The sequence below is a fragment of the Rathayibacter sp. VKM Ac-2857 genome (assembly GCF_013205025.1).
Classification (GTDB): domain Bacteria; phylum Actinomycetota; class Actinomycetes; order Actinomycetales; family Microbacteriaceae; genus Rathayibacter.
This window is the reverse complement of record NZ_JABMLE010000003.1, coordinates 491,168-510,532: the sequence shown is the minus strand read 5'-3', so window position 1 is coordinate 510,532 and position 19,365 is coordinate 491,168. Positions and strand designations below refer to the sequence as shown.

The window sequence follows — 19,365 nt, the reverse complement described above, 5'->3', positions numbered from 1 at the left end:
CTCCTCCGAGGCTAGGTGGCGGGCCCCGGCGCACGATTGCGGATTCGAGCGCGGAAGTGGCCCGCGGGAGCAGGATCTGCCACAGTCGGCGACATGGACGACATCGACGTGCGCATTCTCGAGGAGCTCCAGCGGGACGGGCGCCTCAGCAACCAGGATCTCGCCGACCGGGTGGGCCTCTCGCCCTCGCCGTGCCTGCGCCGGGTCCGCCGACTGGAGGAGGACGGCGTGCTGATCGGCTACCGCGCCGTCGTCGACCCCCGCGCGGTGGGCCTGGCGATCACCGCCTTCGTGCGGCTGCGCCTCGAGAGCCACAGCCCCGAGATCGTCGAGCAGGTCGAGGCCGCCATCCGCGGGATCCCGCACGTGACCGAGGCGTACCTGATGGCAGGCGACAGCGATTTCCTGCTCAAGATCGCCGTCGAGGACCTCGAGGGCTACGAGACGCTGGTACGCACGAGGATCCGGATGATCCCCGCACTGGCGTCGATCGAGACCTCCTTCGCCTACGGAGTGACCAAGCCGCAGTCCCCTCTTCCCGCGCGCCGGTGAGCGCGCGAGGCGCCGTCCGGCCGTTCAGACAGCTGTCGGAACGGCCGCCCCGAGAACGCGAATCCTGACGGGGAGGGGCGCGGGACGCACTGCCTAGCGTGAGACGGGCCGGATCGACCGGCGCTGCCGGAAGGAGCCCCGTGTCCGTCTCCCTGCCCCTCGTCCTCCCCGGGCGTCGCGGCGTGAAGAGCGCCTCGAACCCCCTCCTGCGCTATCTCTTCCTCCGATTCCTGCTGATCGTCCCGACGGTGCTCATCCTCGTCACGATGGTCTTCTTCCTGATGCGCCTGACCGGCGACCCGATCACGGCCGCCCTCGGCGGTCGCCTCTCGGCCGCCGAGCTGGCCACCCGGGTGGCGGCGGCCGGCTACGACCGCCCCGTGATCGTCCAGTACGTCGAGTACCTCGGCGGCGTCCTGCGCGGCGACTTCGGCACCACCCTCAGCGACAACCGCCCGGTCACCGAGGTCCTCGCCGTCTACGGCGCCGCGACCTTCGAGCTCGCCGGCTACGCGCTCCTGGTGGCCCTGATCGTCGGGGTGCCGCTCGGCGCCCTCGCCGCCCGCCGGCGCGACCGGATGCCGGACATCGTCCTGCGCGTCCTCGCGATCCTCAGCTACGCGACCCCGGTCTTCTTCGCCGGGCTGCTGCTCAAGCTGATCTTCGGCGTCGTCCTCGACCTGGTGCCCACCGCGGGCCGCTCGAGCACCGGGACGGAGCTCCTGCTCTCGACGATGCCGCAGCCGACCGGGCTCTTCCTGGTCGACGCGCTGCGCACCGGCGACACCTCCGCGGTGACGGACGTCCTCGCCCATGCCGTCCTGCCGGGGCTGACGCTCGGCCTGCTCACCGCCGGCACCTTCCTCCGCCTCGTGCGCACCAACATGATCGGCACCCTGCAGGCCGGCTACGTCGAGGCGGGCCGCTCCCGCGGCGTCTCCGAGGGGCGGCTCGTCTCCCGGCACGCCTTCCGGCCCGCCCTGATCCCCATCATCACCGTCATCGGGATGCAGATCGCGATGCTCCTGGGCGGCGCGGTCCTCACCGAGACGACCTTCGAGTGGCGCGGCCTGGGCTTCATGCTCGGCCAGTACCTCGCCGCCCGCGACTTCGTCGCCGTGCAGGGCATCGTCGCCGTGCTCGCGATCATCGTCGCCGTCACGAACTTCGTGGTCGACGTCCTCGCCGCCCTGATCGACCCCCGAGTGAGGTTCTGAGATGACCACCGCCGTCGCCCCGCCGCGCCTTCTGCGCGACCGCCTCCCCCTCGTCGCGCAGGTGCGCAGCAGCGCCGGGTCCCAGCGCGCGATGCTCCTGATCGGGCTCGCGCTGGTCGCCGCCCTCGTGATCGTCGCCGCGTGCGCGCCGCTCCTGGCGCCGTTCGGCTACGACCAGCTGTCCGAAGGCGGCCGCAACTTCGGCGCGCAGCAGCCGCCCGGTGGTCAGCACCTGCTGGGCACCACGGTCGGCGGCTACGACGTCCTCTCCCGTACCCTGTGGGGCGCGCGGACGGCGGTCCAGGTGATCGCCCTGTCGCTGCTGACCTCGGTCGCGGCGGGCGTGCTGCTCGGCGCCGTCTCGGGCTACGTCGGCGGCTGGCTCGACAAGATCCTCGTGGTGCTCGCCGACGCCGTCTACGCGTTCCCGAGCCTGCTGCTCGCGATCGTCCTGTCGATCGTGATCTCCGGCGGCCAGTCGAGTCTCTGGGGCGGAGTCGTCGCCGCGGCGATGTCCATCACCGTGGTGTTCGTCCCGCAGTACTTCCGGGTGGTCCGGGCCGAGGTGCTCCGGGTGGTCTCGGAGTCGTTCGTGGAGTCGGCCCGGGTGATGGGCGCGCGCGACCGGCGGATCCTGCTGCGGCACGTGCTCCGCAACTCCACCCGCACGCTGCCCGTCATCATCACGCTCAACGCCTCCGAGGCGATCATGACCCTCGCCGGGCTCGGCTTCCTCGGCTTCGGCATCGAGCCGACCTCGGCCGCCGAGTGGGGCTACGACCTCAACCGCTCGGTGCAGGACGTCACGAGCGGGGTCTGGTGGACCTGCGTCGCTCCCGGCGTCGCGATCATGATCGTCGTGCTCGGGATCACCCTCGTCGGCGAGAGCCTCAACGACCTGTCCGACCCCCGCCTGCGCGTCCGCCGCCGCAGCCAGAGAAAGGCCCGGCGATGACCGCCGTACTGAGCATCCGCGACCTCCGCGTCGTCTTCGACACCGATCACGGCCCCGTCGCGGCGCTCGAGGGCGTCGATCTCGACGTCGCGCCCGGGGAGATCGTCGCGCTCGTGGGCGAGTCGGGCTCGGGCAAGACCGTGACCGGCAAGGCGGTCCTCGGGCTGCTGCCGGAGTCGGCGATCGTCTCGGGCAGCATCCGGCTGCGGGACGGCGACGGCGACGTCGAGATCGTCGGCGCCCCCGAGAGGACGATGCGGCGGCTGCGAGGCGCGGCGGCCGCGATGGTGTTCCAGGAGCCGTCGACCGCCCTGAACCCCGTCTTCACCGTGGGCTGGCAGATCGTCGAGGGGATCCGCGCGCACACCTCGCTCGGCCGGCGGGCGGCGCGGGCCGAGGCGGTCCGCGTGCTCCGGACGGTCGGCATCCCCGACCCCGAGAAGCGGATCGACGACTACCCGCACCAGTTCTCCGGCGGCCAGAAGCAGCGCATCGTGATCGCGATGGCGCTGATCCAGGGCGCGCCGCTGATCGTCGCCGACGAGCCGACGACCGCGCTCGACGTGACCGTGCAGGCCGAGATCCTCCAGCTGCTGCGCACGCTGCGGCACGACCTCGGCGGCTCGATGCTGCTGATCACGCACAACATGGGCGTGGTGGCCGATCTCGCCGACCGGGTGATCGTCATGAACGGCGGCCGGATCGTCGAGAGCGCCGACGTGCAGTCGCTGTTCGCGGACCCGCAGCACGAGTACACCCGCTCGCTCCTGGCCGCGGTGCCGCGCATCGGGGCGGGCGACGCCGGGGAGCCGGCGGCCGTGCCGGAGCCCTCGGCCGAGGCGCCGCTCGTCGCCGCGGAGCAGCTCGAGATCGTCTACCCCGGGCGGATGGGCCGCCCCTCCTTCACCGCGATCGCGGACCTGTCGCTGTCCCTCGCGCCCGGCGAGGTGCTGGGCCTGGTCGGCGAGTCCGGCTCGGGCAAGACGACGCTCGCCCGGGCCATCGCCGGGCTGGTCCCCGCCACCGGAGGATCGCTGTCGGTCCTCGGCGCGGAGCTCGTCGGCCGCCGCGCGGGTCTCGGCGCCGCGGCGCGCGCGGACCTCGGCTTCGTCTTCCAGGACCCGGCGACCAGCTTCAACCCGTTCCTGACCATCGGCGAGTGCATCGCCGAGCCGTTCGTCATCCACAGGCGCGCCGAGTCGACCGCCGCCGTGCGAGCCGAGGTGCACGAGCTGCTCGACGCCGTGCGTCTGCCCCGCGGCTTCGCCGACCGGTTCCCGCACGAGCTCTCGGGCGGGCAGCGGCAGCGGGCCTCGCTCGCCCGGGCGATCGCCCTCCGCCCGCGACTGCTCATCGCCGACGAGCCCACCAGCGCGCTCGACGTCTCGGTGCAGGCGACCGTGCTCGATCTGTTCGCCGAGCTGCAGAGCGCCCTCGGCTTCGGCTGCCTCTTCGTCAGCCACGACCTCGCCGTCGTCGATCGGATCGCCGGCCGGGTCGTCGTGCTGCGGCAGGGCGCGATCGTCGAGCAGGGCCCGACCCGCGAGGTGCTGCGCGCGCCACGCGAGGCGTACACGCGGAAGCTGCTCGCGTCGCTCCCCGTGCCGGACCCGGTGCTGCAGCGGGCCGCCCGCGAGGCGCTGGCGGCCGCGGGCTGAGTCCGCGCGCGGCGGGCCGACTCCGCTGGCCGACTCCGCGCGCTGCGGCGCCGGGCCGCGCCCGCGGGCGGTGCGGCTCGGCGCGGCGCGGCGCGGCTCGGCTCAGGCCGCCGCGAACCGCCGCGGGGCCGCGATGCCCGCCGTCAGATCCGCGAGCACCCGGCCGATCGCCGGGGTGAACTTGAAGCCGTGGCCGGAGAAGCCGGCTCCCACGACGACCGGTCCGCTGCGGTCCAGGACGAAGTCCTCGTTCTCGGTCATCGTGTAGGTGCAGCTGATGACGTCGCAGACCTCGGCGTCCGCGCCGGGGATCCACTCCGCGACGTAGCGGCGCAGGGCGGCGAGCTGCTCGGGCACCGGCCGCCGGGTGCGGCGGTCCGGGTCGACGCTCGCGCCCACGCCGTGCCAGCCGACCTTGAGGCCCTCGCCGGGCGTGAGCATGCCGTAGACGGGGCTGAGGAAGAAGGAGTGGTCGGAGCGGTCCGGGTCCGGCGTGTGGTTGAAGCTCGGCCAGACCGCATCGGGGGTCCGCAGGCGGAAGTGCGCGGGGTGCTCCTCGGAGACCCGGAGCGGGCGCAGCGGCACGGTGCCGGCGAGCAGGGGCCGCGTCCAGGCGCCGGCCGTGACGACGACGCGGCGCGCGTGGTACTCGGTGTCGTCGGTGGTGACGACCACGGAGTCCGGGCCGACGACGTCCAGCCCGCGCACCGGCGAGTCGTAGCGGAACCGCGCACCGCGGCGCTCGGCGCCGGAGCGCAGCGCGGTCAGCGCATCGGCCGCGCGGATGCGCCCGCTGCTGGGGACGTGCAGCACCTCGCTCTCGAAGCGGAGCGCGGGCCAGCGGTCGCGGGCCTCGGCGGCGGAGAGGAAGTCGCTCGCGACGCCGTGGGCCTCGTGCGCACGGCGGACCGCACGGAGCGGCTCGACGGCCCCGTGGTTCACGAGGCCCACCCGGTCCAGCAGCGTCACGCCCTCCTCCGCGCTCAGGCGCTCCCAGAGCTCGGACGCCTCGTCGAGCAGCGCGAGGTAGTCGTCGGAGGCGTAGGCCTGATTGAAGTTGCGGGTGCGACCGTGCGACGCCCCGTGGGAGTGCCCGGGGGCGAACTGCTCGAGCAGGACCACGTCCGTGCCGCGCTGAGCCAGCTGCCAGGCGGTGGCCGAGCCCATCGCGCCTCCTCCGATGACGACCGTGTCGACGTTCTCGCGCACCGTGACCTCTCTCTCCCGGACCGACCCGCGCGGAACGAGGAGACCTCCACTCTGGCGGCCGGCGCCGACCGCGGCCATGGACAGCTGGCGAGCCCGGGGGCCCCGCGACTCAGCAGACGTCGAACCCGGCCGGACGCGAGCGGGCGCCGGGCGCGAGCGCGGTCCGACAGATGTCGCAACTCGGCCCCGCAGTCCCCGACGACTACTCGACGCCGGACGCACGCTCCCTCGCCACCATGGAGCCAGCGCCCCGACGCGCTCCTCCCTCCCCCGCCTCCCCGGCCGACCCGCAAGGAGTTCCCATGAGACCTCGACCACTGGCTCCCCTCGTCGTCGCCGGCGCGGCGGTGGCCCTCGCCCTCTCCGCCTGCTCCCCCGGCACGAGCAGCCCGCAGGCCGCCCCCGGGATCCTGCTCGGCACCACCGACAAGGTGACCGCCCTGGACCCGGCCGCCTCCTGGGACCTCGGCTCGGCGACGCTGCAGAACCAGGTCTTCTCCTGGCTGCTGACCTCCGCCCCCGGCTCCACGGACCCCGTGCCGGACCTCGCGGCCTCCGCCGAGTTCACCGACTCCACCCACTACCGCGTGGTGCTGCGCCCGGACGCGACCTTCGCGAACGGCAACGCGATCACCGCCTCCGACGCCGTCTTCTCCTTCCAGCGCCAGCAGGCGATCGCCGCTCCGAACGGGCCCTCCTCGCTGCTCTCGGACCTGGTCTCGGTCGAGGCGGAGGACGACTCCACCGTCGTGTTCACGCTGGCCACGCCGGATAACGCGCTCTGGCCGCAGATCCTCACCAGCCCGGCCGGAGCGATCGTCGACGAGGACGTCTTCTCCGCCGACGCGGTCACCACCGACGACGACATCGTCGCCGGCGACGCCTTCAGCGGGCCCTACTCGATCACCAGCTACTCGCTGAACTCGCTCGTGCAGCTGACCCGCAACGACTCCTACGACGGCCTCCTCGGCGCCCCCGCCAACGAGTCGGTGATCGTCCGCTACTACGCCGACGAGAGCAACCTCAAGCTCGACATCCAGCGCGGCGAGATCGCGGTCGCCTACCGCACGCTCAACGCGACCGACATCGAGGACCTCCGCGGCGAGGACTCCCTGACGGTGCACTCCGGCCCCGGTGCCGAGATGCGCTTCCTGGTCTTCAACCCCGAGACCATGCCCTACGGCGCCGCGACCCCCGAGGCCGACGCCGACAAGGCGCTCGCCGTCCGCACCGCCGTCGCCGATCTGATCGACCGCGACGAGCTGTCCGAGCAGGTCTACCGCGGCACCTACGCGCCGGTCTACTCGATCGTCCCGAGCGCGCTGACCGGCTCGACCCCCGCCTACGAGCAGGCCTTCGGCGACGGGAGCGGCGGTCCCAGCCCCGACGAGGCGGCGTCCGTGCTGCAGGCGGCCGGCATCACCGGGCCCGTCGACCTCAAGCTGCAGTACAACACCGACCACTACGGCTCCAGCACCTCGGACGAGTACGCGCTGATCAAGAACCAGCTCGAGCGCACCGGGCTGTTCACGGTCGACCTGCAGTCGACGGAGTGGACGCAGTACGTGAAGGAGAAGGCGACGTCGTACCCGCTGTACCAGCAGGGCTGGTTCGCCGACTACCCGGACTCGGACAACTACCTCAACCTGCTCTACGGGACGGACGAGGCGCCCTCGATCCTCGGCGCGGCCGTCCAGGACGACGCGTACAACGAGGTCGTCCTGCGCGAGCGCAGCCTCGCCGCCGGCGACGAGCGCACCGCTGCCATCGAGGAGGCGCAGCGCCTGGCCGCCGAGAAGGCGATCACCGTGCCGCTGCTCGAGGGCACGGAGACGGTCATCGCCTCGAAGGAGATCTCGGGGATCGACGAGACGCTCGACGGCTCCGGGCGCTTCCGCTTCGGACTGCTGAAGAGCGAGTAGGCGCGCCGGTCCGCGGATCCTCGTCGAGCCGGCCGCCCTCGCCCGTGACCACCGTCACCGGGCCAGGGCGGCCAGCTCGGCCCGGTTGCGCGCGCCGGCCTTGCGCAGCAGGTTCGACACGTGGAACTTCGCCGTGTTGCCGCTGATGCCGAGGTCGTCCGCGATCCGCTGATTCGAGGCGCCGAGCGTGATGAGGTTCAGCACCTCGCGCTCGCGAGCGCTCAGCTCGGCGACGTCGAGTCCGTCCGGCTGAGCCGGCGGGTCGAGCGGCAGGCGGATCGACAGGGTCGAGCCCCAGCCCGCGGTCGACGCGATCGACAGCTCGCCGTCGAGACCGCGCACGCGCTCCGCGATCGGGCGCAGCGCCTCGTCGCGGGTGGTCAGCTCGCCGCGGCCGTCGTCGCGGATCTCGACCAGCAGGTTCAGCCCGTCGCAGTCCCACTGGATCCGCACCCGCCGCGTCTGCTCCGACTCCACGAAGGCCAGCACCGCGCTGCGGACGATCGCACGGGCCGCGTGCGCGACCTCGCCGGGCAGCGCGCGACCGGTCGCCGGCGGCTCGACGAACTGCACGTCGAGGTCGCCGAACCGCACGAGCGGGCGCAGATCGCGCCGCAGCCGGGCGAAGGCGCCGACGACGGGCTCGAGCATCGCACTGCGCTGCTCGTCGGAGGCGGTGCGCAGCTCGACCAGCGCGTTCGCGGCGATGTCGATCGCGACGGTGCGGGCCGCCCGATCGTCCAGGCGCTCGGCGCGCAGGGCGGCGAGCACCGACTCCAGCGCCACCGCGTGCCGGTCGGCCTGCTCGGCGACGGTCCGCGCGTGCTGCTGCAGCAGCGAGCGGGAGGCGGGGGTCTCGGCGGCGGTATCAGCGGGCTCCATCCCTCGAACCTACCCGGCCTACCCGCGCACGGCGCCACCCACCCGATCGGGTAGGCGCAACCGTCCCATCGGGTGGTGGGAGCCGCCGTCCTCCGCGCGCAGGCTGGCCACATGCCCGCATCCACCGACGACACCACCGACCCCGCCCAGGCCCTCGCCGCGATCGTCGCCGAGGTCTCGACAGCGACCGCCGCACTCACGACCGACCGCCTCGAGCCCGTCGCCGAGCTGCTCGCGGGCGCCGAGCGCGTCTACGTGCACGGCGCGGGCCGCTCGGGCCTCGCGCTGCGGATGACCGCCATGCGCCTGATGCACCTCGGTCTCGTCGTGCACGTGGTCGGCGACGTCACCACCCCCGCGATCCGCGAGGGTGACGTGCTGCTCACCGCGAGCGGCTCCGGCACCACCGGCGGCATCGTGCGCGCTGCGCAGTCCGCCGTCGACGCCGGCGCGCGGGTCGCCGCAATCACCACCGCCGCCGGATCCCCGCTGGCCGGGCTGGCCTCCGCCGTCGTGATCGTGCCGGCCGCCGACAAGCTCGACCGGTCGGGCGCCGCGTCGGCGCAGTACTCGGGCGGGCTCTTCGAGCAGGTGGTCGTGCTCACCGGCGACGCCCTGTTCCACGCGCTCTGGAAGCGCGGCGGCGCGAGCGCGGACGAGCTCTGGCCGCGCCACGCGAACCTCGAATGACGACCGGCCCCACCCTCCTCACCACCCCCACCTCGACAGGAAGAAGCACCCCGTGAAGCTCCAGTTCGCCATGGACACCCTCAGCACCGACGCCGCCCTCGAGCTCGCCGCCGCGGCCGCCCCGCACGTCGACATCCTCGAGCTCGGCACCCCGCTGATCAAGAGCGCCGGCCTCTCGGCCATCACCGCCATCAAGGAGGCGCACCCCGACAAGACGGTCTTCGCCGACCTCAAGACCATGGACGCCGGCGAGCTCGAGGCCGACATGGCCTTCAAGGCCGGCGCCGACCTGGTGACCGTCCTCGGCGTCGCCGGCGACAGCACCATCGCCGGCGCGATCGCCGCCGGCAAGAAGCACGGCAAGGGCGTGGTCGTCGACCTGATCGGCGTCCCCGACAAGGCCGCCCGCGCCCGCGAGGTCGTCGCCCTCGGCGCCGAGTTCGTCGAGATGCACGCCGGCCTCGACGAGCAGGCCGAAAAGGGCTTCACCTTCGAGACGCTCCTGCGCGACGGCGAGGCCTCGGGCGTCCCGTTCTCGGTCGCGGGCGGCGTGAGCACCGCCACCATCGAGTCCGTGCAGCGCGCCGGCGCCGTGGTCGCCGTCGCGGGCGGCGCGATCTACGGCGCGCCCGACGTGGGTGCGGCCGCCGCCGCGCTGCGCGCCGCGATCGCCTGATCGCCGCCATCGCCTGATCCCCCCGGGGCGGCGCCGCGCGCAGGTGCGGCGCCGTCCTCCGTCGGTGCCACCGCCCTGCTCCGGCGCGGACGCGGGCTCCGTCCGGCTACTGCTCGCCGGAGGAGGCGAGGCCGGGAAGGAACTCCTCCGGGAGGGTCTCGACAGGGACGAGCACGAGGTCCTGGATCTTCCAGTCGAGTCGGCTGCAGGCCAGCCGGGTCTCCTCGAGCCGTTTCGTGCTCAGGTGATCCGGTTCGCGCGGAACGATGAACGCTTCGACGTGGAAGACGTGGCCCTGGTCGCGGAGGCGGGAGCGGGCGTCGCTGATCCAGTCCTGCTGGCGCAGGAAGTGGTCGATGTCGTCGGCCAGCGGGTGGACGGCGGAGTCGTCGTAGGTGCGGGCTCGGGTGTCGATGAGACCGGAGACGGCGGAGCGGAGATTGCGGATGCCGTCCCAGGTGATGCTGGCCGCGATGAGGATCGCGGCGACGGAGTCCGCCCACCACCAGCCGATGCCGATCCCGAGGATGCCGAGGATCGCGGCCGCCGCGGTCTGCCAGTCGGCCTTGTTCATGTCGGCGTCGGCGTACAGCACTTTGTCGTGCAGGATCTCTGCGCGCGTGAGCTTCGCCCGGCCGAAGAGAACCGGGGGGACGACGGTGAGCGCGAGGACCGCGATCATCAGCCAGCCGAGCCAGATCGTGGTTCCGAACAGCTGAACGCCACCGATGGTGGGGTGCTCGGCGGTCACGAGGGTGAGGGCGGAGTCGACGAGCAGGTAGCCGCCGGTGACCAGGAGGGACACGGCGGCGACGAGGTGGGCGATCGCCGTGGCACGGTGCAGCCCGTACGGGTGCTTCTGGGACGGGGGGCGACGGATCACCTGAGTGGCGATGAGGAAGGCGATCGGCGGGAGGAAGGAGAGGAGGTCCTCGATCCAGGCCGTGCGCATCGCCTGCGAGCTGCCCAGGACGAGGAACACGAGCGTGGTGGTGACGGCGAGGAACGCGAGGGTGCCCCACTCCAGCCGGGTCGCGTCCCGGAGGGCTCGACGCTGCTCGTCCGGGAGCTCGGTGCGACCGAAGCGCGGAGGGTGACCGGCACGTCGCTGACTCATCGTGCGTTCTCCTGGTCGGTGAGGAAGCGGTCGAGTGCGAGCAGCAGCGCGTTCTCGCCCAGAGGCACGAGCAGGACATGCCGGTCCGTGCTGCCGATGGGGCTCCGAGTCTCGGCGTAGGGAAGGGTCGTTCCGGCGTGATCGGTCCAGGGGGTGTCCTCGAGGAACCCGCCGACCGCGATGTCGATGGCGTCGCGGTCGAGGAGATCGACCAGTTCCGCCTCGCTGCCCTCGACGAAGACGACGTCGGCGTCGAGCGTGTCCGCGAACGCCCGCACGAGATCCGGCTCGATCCCGGTCGGCTCCTCGCCTGCGCTGAGCGAGACGCGGTCCCGGGCCGCCGTCGCACCGACCGTCAGCACCTGGCCGCGCACACTCTCCAGAGTCCCGTCCGGATCCGAGGGGATCCCGCAGCCGCTCAGCAGCGCCACCGCGAGCACGACACCCGCACCCTTCCTGCTGCGATCCGCGATGGTCATTCGCGCCCCTCCTCCTGCCGGGCGTCCCGTCGAACGCCTCTTCGCGCTGGAGCGGCACACGCGCCCTGCGCCCTCCAACTGTCGGCCGCGTGTGCCGGACGGACTGTCACCCGGACGCACTGCGGCTCCGGAGACATGCGAGCACGATTCCGGCGCGAGCGGCACCCCCTTGGACGAGAGACGGCCTGGCGGTGACCCTGGGTGGCATGACGTCTCAGAGGAACCTCCGCTCGTCCGGCCGCGCCGACTGCGAAGGAGGACGATGATGACCGTCCTCCGCGACGACTCCCTGTCACTGCTGACGCGCGGCTACGGCTTCGGTGCCCGGATCTGGCGTCGCGCCCGCGCCGACGCTCGAGCGGTGCCCCTTCGTCTGCTGGGACGCGATGCGCTCCTGGTCCGCGGCGCTGAGGCCGTCGACCTGTTCTACGACGACGCCCGCATCGCTCGACACGGCGCGATGCCTGCGATCGTGCAGCAGACCCTGTTCGGGAACGGCTCGGTGCACAGCCTCGATGGTGACGAGCACCGGCACCGCAAGGCCGCCTTCGTCGACGTCGCCTACGAGGACGCGCAGGTCCAGCGGCTGATCCCCCTGCTCGAACGGGAGTGGCGGATCGAGCAGGAGGCGTGGCTGGCGGGCGGAACGCGGAGCGCCTACGACGCGGCGGTCGGCGCGTTCGGCCGGGCGAGCATGAGCTGGGCCGGTCTTCCCGGGACTCGGCGCGCGAAGACCCGGTGGGCCGCACGTCTCGCGCAGATCGTCGACGGGTTCGGTGCGCCCTACTCGCCCGAGTACCTCCTTGCCGCCGCGAACCGGCTGTGGTCCGACCGGCACGCGGAGCGGCTCATCGGAGCGGTGAGAGGCGGCGCCCTGTCCGCCCCACCCGGCACCGCGCTGCACGAGTGGGCGTGGCATCGCGATCTGTTGGGGGAGCTGCTGCCGGACCGCCTCGCGGGCATCGAGCTGCAGAACAGCATCCGGCCGATGATCGCCGTCGCCCGGTTCGTCGCCTTCGCCGCGAAGGAGCTCCACGACCGGCCTGAGTGGCGGCAGAGGATCGCCGGCGAGTCGGAGGAGTCCGGCGCGCCGAGGGCGGGCCGGCTCGCGACCGCTTTCGCGCAGGAGATCCGGCGAACGGCGCCCTTCGTGCCGATGCTGCCCGGCTGGGCGATCACGGACGTCGAACTCGACGGCGCCCGACTGCCCGCCGGAGGACGAGTGCTGCTGGACATCCTGGGCACCGACACGGACGAGCAGTCCTGGCCCCGCGCCGACGTCTTCGACCCCGAGCGCTTCGTCGGTATCGACGACTACGAGTCCGTCTCCGTCTTCATTCCGCACGGCGGAGCGGACGTCGCCACCGGTCATCGCTGCCCCGGGGAGAAGCCGGCCATCGCCGGCCTCGCGACGGCGATCGCCGCGCTCAGCGACCCACGGCTTCGGATCCTGGGCAGCGGGCTGAGCGTGAACCGACGTCGACTGCCGACCAAGCCGGCCTCAGGAGGCGACGTACGAGCCGCCGAAGCTCCCGCACGCTGCCCGTTCCACTGACGAGATCTCGCAGCTAGGGTCAGCCAGCAGTGACAGGCGAGCCGAGGGCGACTTTCCTCCATCGGAACCAGGGGCGACACTTCATGCGATGCGGTTGCGCCCAGGAGATCTCGACGGTCAAGGCCCCTTCGAAGCAACCGCCCGGTCGGCTCGCTTGTGCGTGCAGTTCTCGGCACCTTCGCCCCTCCTCACAGCTGAGGAAAATCCGATAATTGATATTATGTCAGTTTTGGTGAAGGTGCTCCTGGTCCGATCTCGTCGAGGGTGGCGGTGCAAGCTCGTCGAGCTGGGCGAGGAAGCGGTTGCGCTCCGCTTGTGCGGGGTAGCCTGCGACGTCGCGGATACAGACCGGGCACCAGTGCCCGGCGATGAGGACGAGACGGGCGCTTCCGGAGAACTCGTGGCCGAAGGCGCACTGCCAGTGCAGCGGAGTGGCCGCGTCCAAGGGCCGCACGGTGTCCGAGAGGAGTACTCCTCCGCGGAACTCCGCCGCACCCGCGAGCACTCTCTTGTCCCATCGGTCGGCCGGGAGGCTCTCGTCGTAGCCGTGGGCGAGCTGCACCGGGACGCGGCTGGGGCGTGGCGGCCAGAAGGTGCTCCAGTCGCCGATCGCGTCGTGGTCCGCCCGCGATCCGAAGTAGGCGGCGATCGCCTGCTCGTCGCCGTCGCGCAGATAGCCCATGGTGCCCCGGTGCTTCAGGGTGAGCGGCTTCATCACCAGGTTCTTCACGATCCAGGGCGGCACTCGACCAGCGGCTCTGAGGCGGGGGTTCGCGGCGACGGCACGTGCCAGCGCCGCGTCGGGAGTGTCCCGGCGGAAGGGGACGAGCTCGTTCAGACGGTCGGAGTCGGTGTACCACTGGCCGTGGAAGTTGCGGGTGGCGAACCAGTCGCGGTCGTACCAGGCCCGCGGATCGGCGACGCCGAGGGCGGCAGCGATGCGGGTCTGCAGCTGCCAGTTCGTCAGCCGCCACTGCTCGCCGCCGCCGATGTCGAAGATCCCGCCCCACAGCTCGTCGGGGACGTCGGCCTCAGAGACTCCCACCATCAGCCGGGCGGCGTCCTCGGCGGTCACCCACTCCATCACTCCCCCGAGGGTCGAGTGGGTCATGATCGGGTCGCGGATCTCGAGCATCCCGGCGTGGAGGATCCCGGTCTGCCGCAGCCATGTCCAGCGCGGCAGGCCCGAGTCGACGAGCTCCTTCTCGGCGATGACCTTGCTCTGCCCGTACTCGTCGTACCGGGAGACGCGCAGCGGGTCGCCGACTCTGCCCCAGTGCTGCGGAGGAGTGCGGTCACCCGTCTCGGCGACGGTGCCGATACCGACCACCGCGATCGCCGACGGATCCGGCTGCGCCTTCACTGCGCGGATGATGTTCCGGATGCTCCCCACGTTCACCCGGTGAGCGAGCTCCGGGTGGTCGTCGGCGAAGGGCGAGACGATCGCTCCGATGTGCAGCACGACGTCGGCGCCTCGCACGCATCGCCCGACCGCGGAGTAGTCGGTGAGGTCGCCGAACACGACCTCGAGGTTCTCCATGTCCTCGAAGCGCCGGATCGCTGCGGTGTCCTTCGGCGTCGGGAGGACCAGGGCGACGACCTCGAACTCGTCCTCCCGCTCGCGGAACGCCTCCAGCACCGCGCGCCCCCAGTTGCCGGCCGCGCCGGTCAGGAACACGCGGCGCCGTCCGATCATGCGGCCGCCTCCTCCGCGCTCAGGGCCATGAGCTGCTCGAGGGTCTCCATCGGGATGGCGCCGCCGATGAACGCGAGGAACTGCTGCATCGGCATCGACTCGACCATGCGCAGCGCGTCGGTGTTCTCCTCCGCATGAGCCGACTGCTCGGCGCTCATGCCGGCGGCGAGGCCTTGCTGCACGGCGGGCCCGACGGTCGGGTGGGCGAACCAGTCGCCGACGGTGGAGTCCAGCGTCAGCACTCGTCGGATGACGTCGCCCGTGAGCGTGATCGACTCCTCGGCGACGATGTCGGAGGAGTTCTCCCCGATCTGGATCGCGTACTCGCCGCCGGGGACGACCCACGTCGAGAGCTCGATGTCCCAGTACGCGAAGGCACGTCGGTCGAGGTCGAGCTCGACGGTGCGCGACTCGCCGGGCTCGAGCGCGACCTTCGAGAACGCACGTAGCTCGCGCACGGGCCGGCGGACCGGTCCGGTCTGCGTGGCCACGTACACCTGGACGACGTGCTTGCCGGCGACCGTTCCGGTGTTCTCGACCGTGACCGACACTCGGACGGAGTCGTCGCTGGTCGGGACCGCACTCAGCTGCGTCGTGCGGAAGGCGGTGTAGCTGAGGCCGTGCCCGAACGGGTAGCGCACCGCGACCTCGGCGGTCTCGAAGTGGCGGTAGCCGACCATGACGCCTTCGCCGTAGCGGACGTGTCCCTGCTCGCCGGGGAAGTTGCTCCAGCTCGACGTGTCCTGCAGTCGCAGCGGGATCGTCTCGGCGAGGTGGCCGGAGGGGTTCACTGCTCCGAAGAGCACGTCGGCGATCGCTGCTCCGCCGGCCTGGCCGAGCAGCCAGCCCTCGAGGATCGCGTCGACGTCGTCGTGCCAGCCCTCGAGCGAGACCACGCCTCCGTTCGAGAGCACGACGACGCTGCGGGCCGAGGTCGCTGCGACCGCCCGGATGACGTCGATCTGCGCCTGGGGCAGGTCGAGATGGCTGCGGTCGAAGCCCTCCGACTCCTCGCTGTCGCCGAGGCCGGCGAAGACGATCGCGACGTCGGCGCGGGAGGCGGTCTCGACCGCTTCGGCACGGCGCGCGTCCGCTTCCGCGTCGTCGCCGAGCACGAAGCCGGCGGCGTGCTCGATGGCGATGCCCCGTTCGACCGCGAGGTCCCGGATCGCTTCGAGCGGCACGTCGACGCGAGTGGGGTTGAGGTGGGAGCTGCCGCCGCCCTGGAAGCGCGGCTCGACGGCGAAGGCGCCGATCACCGCGATCCGACCCGTCGGAGTGATGGGCAGCACGCCGTCGTCGTTCTTGAGCAGCACGACCGAGTCGCCGGCGAGCGTCCGCGCGAGGGCATGGTGCGCGTCGACGTCGAACTCCCCCGTCGCCTCGCGGACCAGGTCGGTCAGCGCGAGGACGCGGCGGACCGCGGTGTCGACGGCGTCCTCGGAGAGCCGGCCGGAGCGGACGGCGTCGACGATCTGCTGGTCGGTGGCACCGCCACTGCCCGGCATCTCGAGGTCCATCCCCGCGGCGACGCCGGCGACGCGGTCGCTCACCGCCCCCCAGTCGGACACGACGGCGCCCTCGAAGCCCCAGTCCTCGCGCAGCACCTCGGTGAGCAGCCACGGGTTGTGGGAGGCGTAGACGCCGTTGACCTTGTTGTAGGAGACCATCACGGTGGCGGGCGCCGATTCCTTCACCACGCGCTCGAAGGCGGGGAGGTAGATCTCTCGCAGGGTGCGCTCGTCGACGTCGGCGCTGATGCGCATCCGCTCGTGCTCCTGGTTGTTCGCGGCGAAGTGCTTCACCGATGCGCCCGGGCCGACCTCCTGCATCGCGGTGACGTGGGCGGCGCCGAGTACTCCCGAGAGGAGCGGGTCCTCGGAGTAGTACTCGAAGTTCCGGCCGCACAGCGGTGAGCGCTTGATGTTCACGCCCGGGCCGAGCACGACCGAGACGCCGAGCGCGAGGGCCTCGCGGCCGACCGCGGCGCCGAGCTGCGCAGCGACCTCCGGGTCCCAGCTCGAGCCGACGGCGACGGCGGGCGGGAAGCAGGTCGAGGGCAGCGCGTCGTTGATGCCGAGGTGGTCGGCGGCGCCGTCCTGCTTGCGCACGCCGTGCGGTCCGTCGGTGAGCGTGACCGCGGGGATGCCCGCCTCGTCGATCGCCTTCGTCGTCCAGAAGTCGTGGCCTGACAGCAGCGAGGCCTTCTGCTCGAGGGTGAGGGTGCTGATGTCGTGCGTCATGCGGAGGCTCCGGTCGAAGTGAGAGAGGTGGTCAGGTCGGCGCGGAACTCGTCGGAGACGCCGGGGAGGTAGTCGAGCAGGGTGCGGACAGGCATGCCCGCCGCCTCCGGAGCGCGCCCGTCGAGCGGGACGCCCGGGAAGGAGCGCGTGAAGACCTCGGTGAACCGACGCCAGGCCTCGGCGTCTCCGGCGATCTGGCCGAGGGTCGAGTCGAGATCGAACGAGCCGCGGACCTCCGCCGGATCGACGTCGTAGCTCCAGTGGTGCTCCCCTGCCGGGACGTCGATGCTCTGGCGATCAGTGCTCAGCGGGAGCAGCACTTCGGCGGTGGTGCCGTCGGGGACGGTCACGTCGAAGGTGACGGTTCCGCCCTCGAGGCGCCAGGCGACGCGGACCTCTCCCTGCGCGGTCGTGTGCAGCAGGGTGGCCGAGGTGAGTCCTCCCCCGGGCAGCGGAGCGATGCGCATCCGGCGGTACCCGGGCTCGATGGCGGTCACGCCGCCGATGGTGCGGTGCATCCAGTCGACGACGGCGCCGAGCGCGTAGTGGTTGAGCGAGGTCATGCCCGAGGGATTGATCGTGCCGTCGGGGCGGACGGAGTCCCAGCGCTCCCAGATCGTGGTCGCGCCCATCGTCACCGGGTAGAGGAAGGAGGGGCAGCCGGTCTCGAGCAGCAGCAGGTACGCCTCGTCGAGATGGCCGGTGGCGGAGAGTGCGTCCGTGACGAGCGGCGTCCCGGCGAAGCCGGTCGAGATCCGGTAGCCGGCGCGGGCGACGATGTCGGCGAGCCGATCGCCGGCGTGCGCCTTCTGGGCGTCGTCGAGGAGGTCGAAGGTGATCGCGAGGGCGTACGCGGTCGCGGTCTCGTTCACCACGCGCCCGGTCTTCGACACGAACTCGTCGAGGAAGGCCGCGTGCACCCGCTGCGCGAGAGCGCGGAACTCCTCGGCTTCGGCGGTGCGGCCGAGCACGGAGGCGGTGTCCGTCATCTCGCGGGTCGTGCGGCAGAGGTAGGCGGCCGCGACGAGGTAGCGGTCGGTCTTGCCACCGGCGGGATTGTCGTTCGGCGCGTCCGGGTCGAGCCAGTCCCCGTACTGGAAGCCCCTGCTCCACAGCCCGTTCTCGTCGAGGAGACCGGCGACCTGCCGGATGAACGCCGTCATCGAGTCGTAGGCGTCGACCAGGATCCGCTCGTCGCCGTACTCGCGGTACAGCGCCCAGGGCAGGCTCACCGCGACATCGCTCCAGAGCGCCGTCGGCGAGGACGGCATGGAGAGGACGTCCGGGACGACCCACGGCACGAAGCCCTTCTCCTCCTGCTCGACGGCGAGGTCGCGCAGCCACGAGCCGAGCACTCCGCGCACGTCGTAGAGGAACGCGGCCGTCGGCGCGAAGGCGTTGATGTCGCCCGTCCAGCCCAGGCGCTCGTCCCGCTGCGGGCAGTCGGTGGGGACTCCGACGAAGTTGTCGCGCATCGACCAGACGGCGTTGGAGTGCAGCTGGTTCAGCAGCGGCTCCGACGTCTCGAGCCAGCCCGTGCGGGTCATGTCGGAGTGGACCACGACGGCGCGCAGGGCGGACGCGTCGAGCTCCCCCAGCCAGCCGTCGATCTCGACGTAGCGGAAGCCGTGGAACGTGAAGCGCGGCTCCCATGTCTCGGTACCCTCGCCGCGCAGCGTGAACCGGTCGGTCGCGGCGGCGGTGCGGATGGTCTCGAAGTCGGCCTCGCCGCCGATCAGCACCTCGGAGTGGCGGAGGGTGATCGTCGTGCCCTCGGGTCCGCTGACGGACAGGCGGACCCAGCCGGAGATGTTCTGGCCGAAGTCGACGACGGTGCGGCCGGCGGGGGTGGTCAGGATCTCGACCGGGGCCAGTTCCTCGATCCGGCGGATCGGAGGTGCGATCGGCTCGACAAGCGCGTCGAGGGGCCAGTCGACGCGCTCGACGTCGCCCCACGCGGAGTCGTCGAAGCCGGCGCTGTCCCAGCCGATCGGTTCGAGACGGGCGTCGTACTCCTCGCCGTCGTAGATGCTGTTCGCCCGCACGCCGCCGGTCGCCGCGCGGAAGTCCGTCCCGCTGCCGATGATCTCGGTGCGGCCGTCGGAGTACTCGAGCTCGAGCTGCAGCCAGGCGGCCGGCTTGTCCGAGTAATGGCGCCGCTTCTCCTCCCAGCCCAGGCGGCCCACCGCCCAGCCCTCGCCGAGGACGGCGCCGACGGCGTTCCCGCCGATCACGACGAGGGAGGTGACGTCGTGACTGCTGACCACGAGGCGGTGCCGGTACGAGGTCCACCCCGGTGCGAGGACCTCGTCGCCGACGATGTCGCCGTTCAGATGCGGCTCGATCAGCCCGACTGCGGTGCTGCGCAGCGTCGCTCGAACGGGCAGCTCGGCGACGTCGAACTCCTGTCGCAGATACGACGCGGGTTCGTCGGCGTCGCCGGTGGTCGAGAGGGGTGCGATGAAGACGGCGGACGAGGGAACGAGCATCAGAGGAGGACTCCATTGTCGGCAG

General features: G+C 72.1%; 15 protein-coding genes. 8 read left to right on the top strand and 7 right to left on the bottom strand.

What is annotated here, in order from left to right; translation table 11 throughout:
- The first annotated feature begins 93 nt into the window (after window positions 1-93).
- From HQQ86_RS15890 to HQQ86_RS15875, 4 genes are all read left to right on the top strand, one after another.
- Complete coding sequence (locus HQQ86_RS15890; protein ID WP_173252308.1) at window positions 94-552, top strand: Lrp/AsnC family transcriptional regulator; 459 nt, start codon at window positions 94-96, stop codon at window positions 550-552.
- A 152-nt stretch (window positions 553-704) separates the two neighbouring features.
- Window positions 705-1,769, top strand: a complete 1,065-nt coding sequence (locus HQQ86_RS15885) for an ABC transporter permease (RefSeq protein ID WP_254072185.1) — start codon at window positions 705-707, stop codon at window positions 1,767-1,769.
- 1 nt (window position 1,770) lies between these two features.
- Window positions 1,771-2,724 carry an ABC transporter permease gene (locus HQQ86_RS15880; protein ID WP_173289213.1) on the top strand — a complete coding sequence of 318 codons (954 nt, stop codon included), beginning with the start codon at window positions 1,771-1,773 and terminating at the stop codon, window positions 2,722-2,724.
- Window positions 2,721-4,382: an ABC transporter ATP-binding protein gene (locus HQQ86_RS15875; RefSeq protein ID WP_173289212.1), complete on the top strand. Its 1,662-nt coding sequence runs from the start codon at window positions 2,721-2,723 to the stop codon at window positions 4,380-4,382. Before HQQ86_RS15880 ends, HQQ86_RS15875 begins: the two co-directional genes overlap by 4 nt.
- Window positions 4,383-4,484: 102 nt before the next feature.
- Here the strand turns inward: HQQ86_RS15875 and HQQ86_RS15870 are convergent, their stop codons facing one another.
- Window positions 4,485-5,591, bottom strand: coding sequence for an FAD-dependent oxidoreductase (locus HQQ86_RS15870; protein WP_367948446.1), 1,107 nt, complete (start codon window positions 5,589-5,591; stop codon window positions 4,485-4,487).
- 302 nt (window positions 5,592-5,893) lie between these two features.
- Here HQQ86_RS15870 and HQQ86_RS15865 point away from each other — a divergent pair, with 302 nt between their 5' ends.
- Entirely contained in the window at window positions 5,894-7,513 is a 1,620-nt protein-coding gene (locus HQQ86_RS15865) for an ABC transporter substrate-binding protein (protein WP_173289211.1), read from the top strand.
- Between the two features lie 54 nt (window positions 7,514-7,567).
- Here the strand turns inward: HQQ86_RS15865 and HQQ86_RS15860 are convergent, their stop codons facing one another.
- Entirely contained in the window at window positions 7,568-8,395 is an 828-nt protein-coding gene (locus HQQ86_RS15860) for a LuxR C-terminal-related transcriptional regulator (RefSeq protein WP_173289210.1), read from the bottom strand.
- Between the two features lie 111 nt (window positions 8,396-8,506).
- On the opposite strand from HQQ86_RS15860, the gene hxlB reads away from it, so the two are divergent.
- A complete protein-coding gene (hxlB, locus tag HQQ86_RS15855; RefSeq protein WP_173289209.1) occupies window positions 8,507-9,085 on the top strand; it encodes a 6-phospho-3-hexuloisomerase in 579 nt (192 codons plus the stop codon).
- 52 nt (window positions 9,086-9,137) lie between these two features.
- Complete coding sequence (hxlA, locus tag HQQ86_RS15850; RefSeq protein WP_173289208.1) at window positions 9,138-9,761, top strand: 3-hexulose-6-phosphate synthase; 624 nt, start codon at window positions 9,138-9,140, stop codon at window positions 9,759-9,761.
- 106 nt (window positions 9,762-9,867) lie between these two features.
- Here the strand turns inward: hxlA and HQQ86_RS15845 are convergent, their stop codons facing one another.
- Together HQQ86_RS15845 and HQQ86_RS15840 are read right to left on the bottom strand one after the other, a co-directional pair.
- The gene (locus tag HQQ86_RS15845) at window positions 9,868-10,878 is read right to left on the bottom strand and encodes a cation transporter (protein WP_173289207.1); all 1,011 of its coding nucleotides are present in this window, start codon (window positions 10,876-10,878) and stop codon (window positions 9,868-9,870) included.
- Window positions 10,875-11,357, bottom strand: a complete 483-nt coding sequence (locus HQQ86_RS15840; protein ID WP_173289206.1) for a transporter substrate-binding domain-containing protein — start codon at window positions 11,355-11,357, stop codon at window positions 10,875-10,877. Before HQQ86_RS15840 ends, HQQ86_RS15845 begins: the two co-directional genes overlap by 4 nt.
- Before the next feature lie 265 nt (window positions 11,358-11,622).
- Here HQQ86_RS15840 and HQQ86_RS15835 point away from each other — a divergent pair, with 265 nt between their 5' ends.
- Window positions 11,623-12,912: a cytochrome P450 gene (locus HQQ86_RS15835; protein WP_367948684.1), complete on the top strand. Its 1,290-nt coding sequence runs from the start codon at window positions 11,623-11,625 to the stop codon at window positions 12,910-12,912.
- 223 nt (window positions 12,913-13,135) lie between these two features.
- On the opposite strand, the gene HQQ86_RS15830 is transcribed toward HQQ86_RS15835, so the two are convergent.
- Genes HQQ86_RS15830 through HQQ86_RS15820 form a run of 3 tightly spaced genes read right to left on the bottom strand, consistent with a single transcriptional unit; the run spans window position 13,136 to window position 19,340 of the window.
- Window positions 13,136-14,608, bottom strand: coding sequence for an NAD(P)-dependent oxidoreductase (locus tag HQQ86_RS15830; RefSeq protein ID WP_173289204.1), 1,473 nt, complete (start codon window positions 14,606-14,608; stop codon window positions 13,136-13,138).
- The gene (locus tag HQQ86_RS15825) at window positions 14,605-16,851 is read right to left on the bottom strand and encodes a glycoside hydrolase family 3 C-terminal domain-containing protein (protein WP_173289203.1); all 2,247 of its coding nucleotides are present in this window, start codon (window positions 16,849-16,851) and stop codon (window positions 14,605-14,607) included. The genes HQQ86_RS15830 and HQQ86_RS15825 overlap by 4 nt, the downstream gene beginning before the upstream one ends.
- Complete coding sequence (locus HQQ86_RS15820) at window positions 16,848-19,340, bottom strand: alpha-L-rhamnosidase (RefSeq protein WP_173289202.1); 2,493 nt, start codon at window positions 19,338-19,340, stop codon at window positions 16,848-16,850. Before HQQ86_RS15820 ends, HQQ86_RS15825 begins: the two co-directional genes overlap by 4 nt.
- Window positions 19,341-19,365: the final 25 nt, after the last annotated feature.

Bases quoted from the DNA above. Each gene is read 5' to 3' on its own strand.
- HQQ86_RS15875 (WP_173289212.1), top strand. From the start codon at position 2,721: ATGACCGCCGTACTGAGCATCCGCGACCTCCGCGTCGTCTTCGACACC.
- HQQ86_RS15835 (WP_367948684.1), top strand. From the start codon at position 11,623: ATGACCGTCCTCCGCGACGACTCCCTGTCACTGCTGACGCGCGGCTAC.
- HQQ86_RS15825 (WP_173289203.1), bottom strand. From the start codon at position 16,851: ATGACGCACGACATCAGCACCCTCACCCTCGAGCAGAAGGCCTCGCTG.
- HQQ86_RS15820 (WP_173289202.1), bottom strand. From the start codon at position 19,340: ATGCTCGTTCCCTCGTCCGCCGTCTTCATCGCACCCCTCTCGACCACC.
- HQQ86_RS15830 (WP_173289204.1), bottom strand. From the start codon at position 14,608: ATGATCGGACGGCGCCGCGTGTTCCTGACCGGCGCGGCCGGCAACTGG.
- HQQ86_RS15890 (WP_173252308.1), top strand. From the start codon at position 94: ATGGACGACATCGACGTGCGCATTCTCGAGGAGCTCCAGCGGGACGGG.
- HQQ86_RS15860 (WP_173289210.1), bottom strand. From the start codon at position 8,395: ATGGAGCCCGCTGATACCGCCGCCGAGACCCCCGCCTCCCGCTCGCTG.
- HQQ86_RS15865 (WP_173289211.1), top strand. From the start codon at position 5,894: ATGAGACCTCGACCACTGGCTCCCCTCGTCGTCGCCGGCGCGGCGGTG.
- HQQ86_RS15845 (WP_173289207.1), bottom strand. From the start codon at position 10,878: ATGAGTCAGCGACGTGCCGGTCACCCTCCGCGCTTCGGTCGCACCGAG.
- HQQ86_RS15880 (WP_173289213.1), top strand. From the start codon at position 1,771: ATGACCACCGCCGTCGCCCCGCCGCGCCTTCTGCGCGACCGCCTCCCC.
- hxlB (WP_173289209.1), top strand. From the start codon at position 8,507: ATGCCCGCATCCACCGACGACACCACCGACCCCGCCCAGGCCCTCGCC.
- HQQ86_RS15840 (WP_173289206.1), bottom strand. From the start codon at position 11,357: ATGACCATCGCGGATCGCAGCAGGAAGGGTGCGGGTGTCGTGCTCGCG.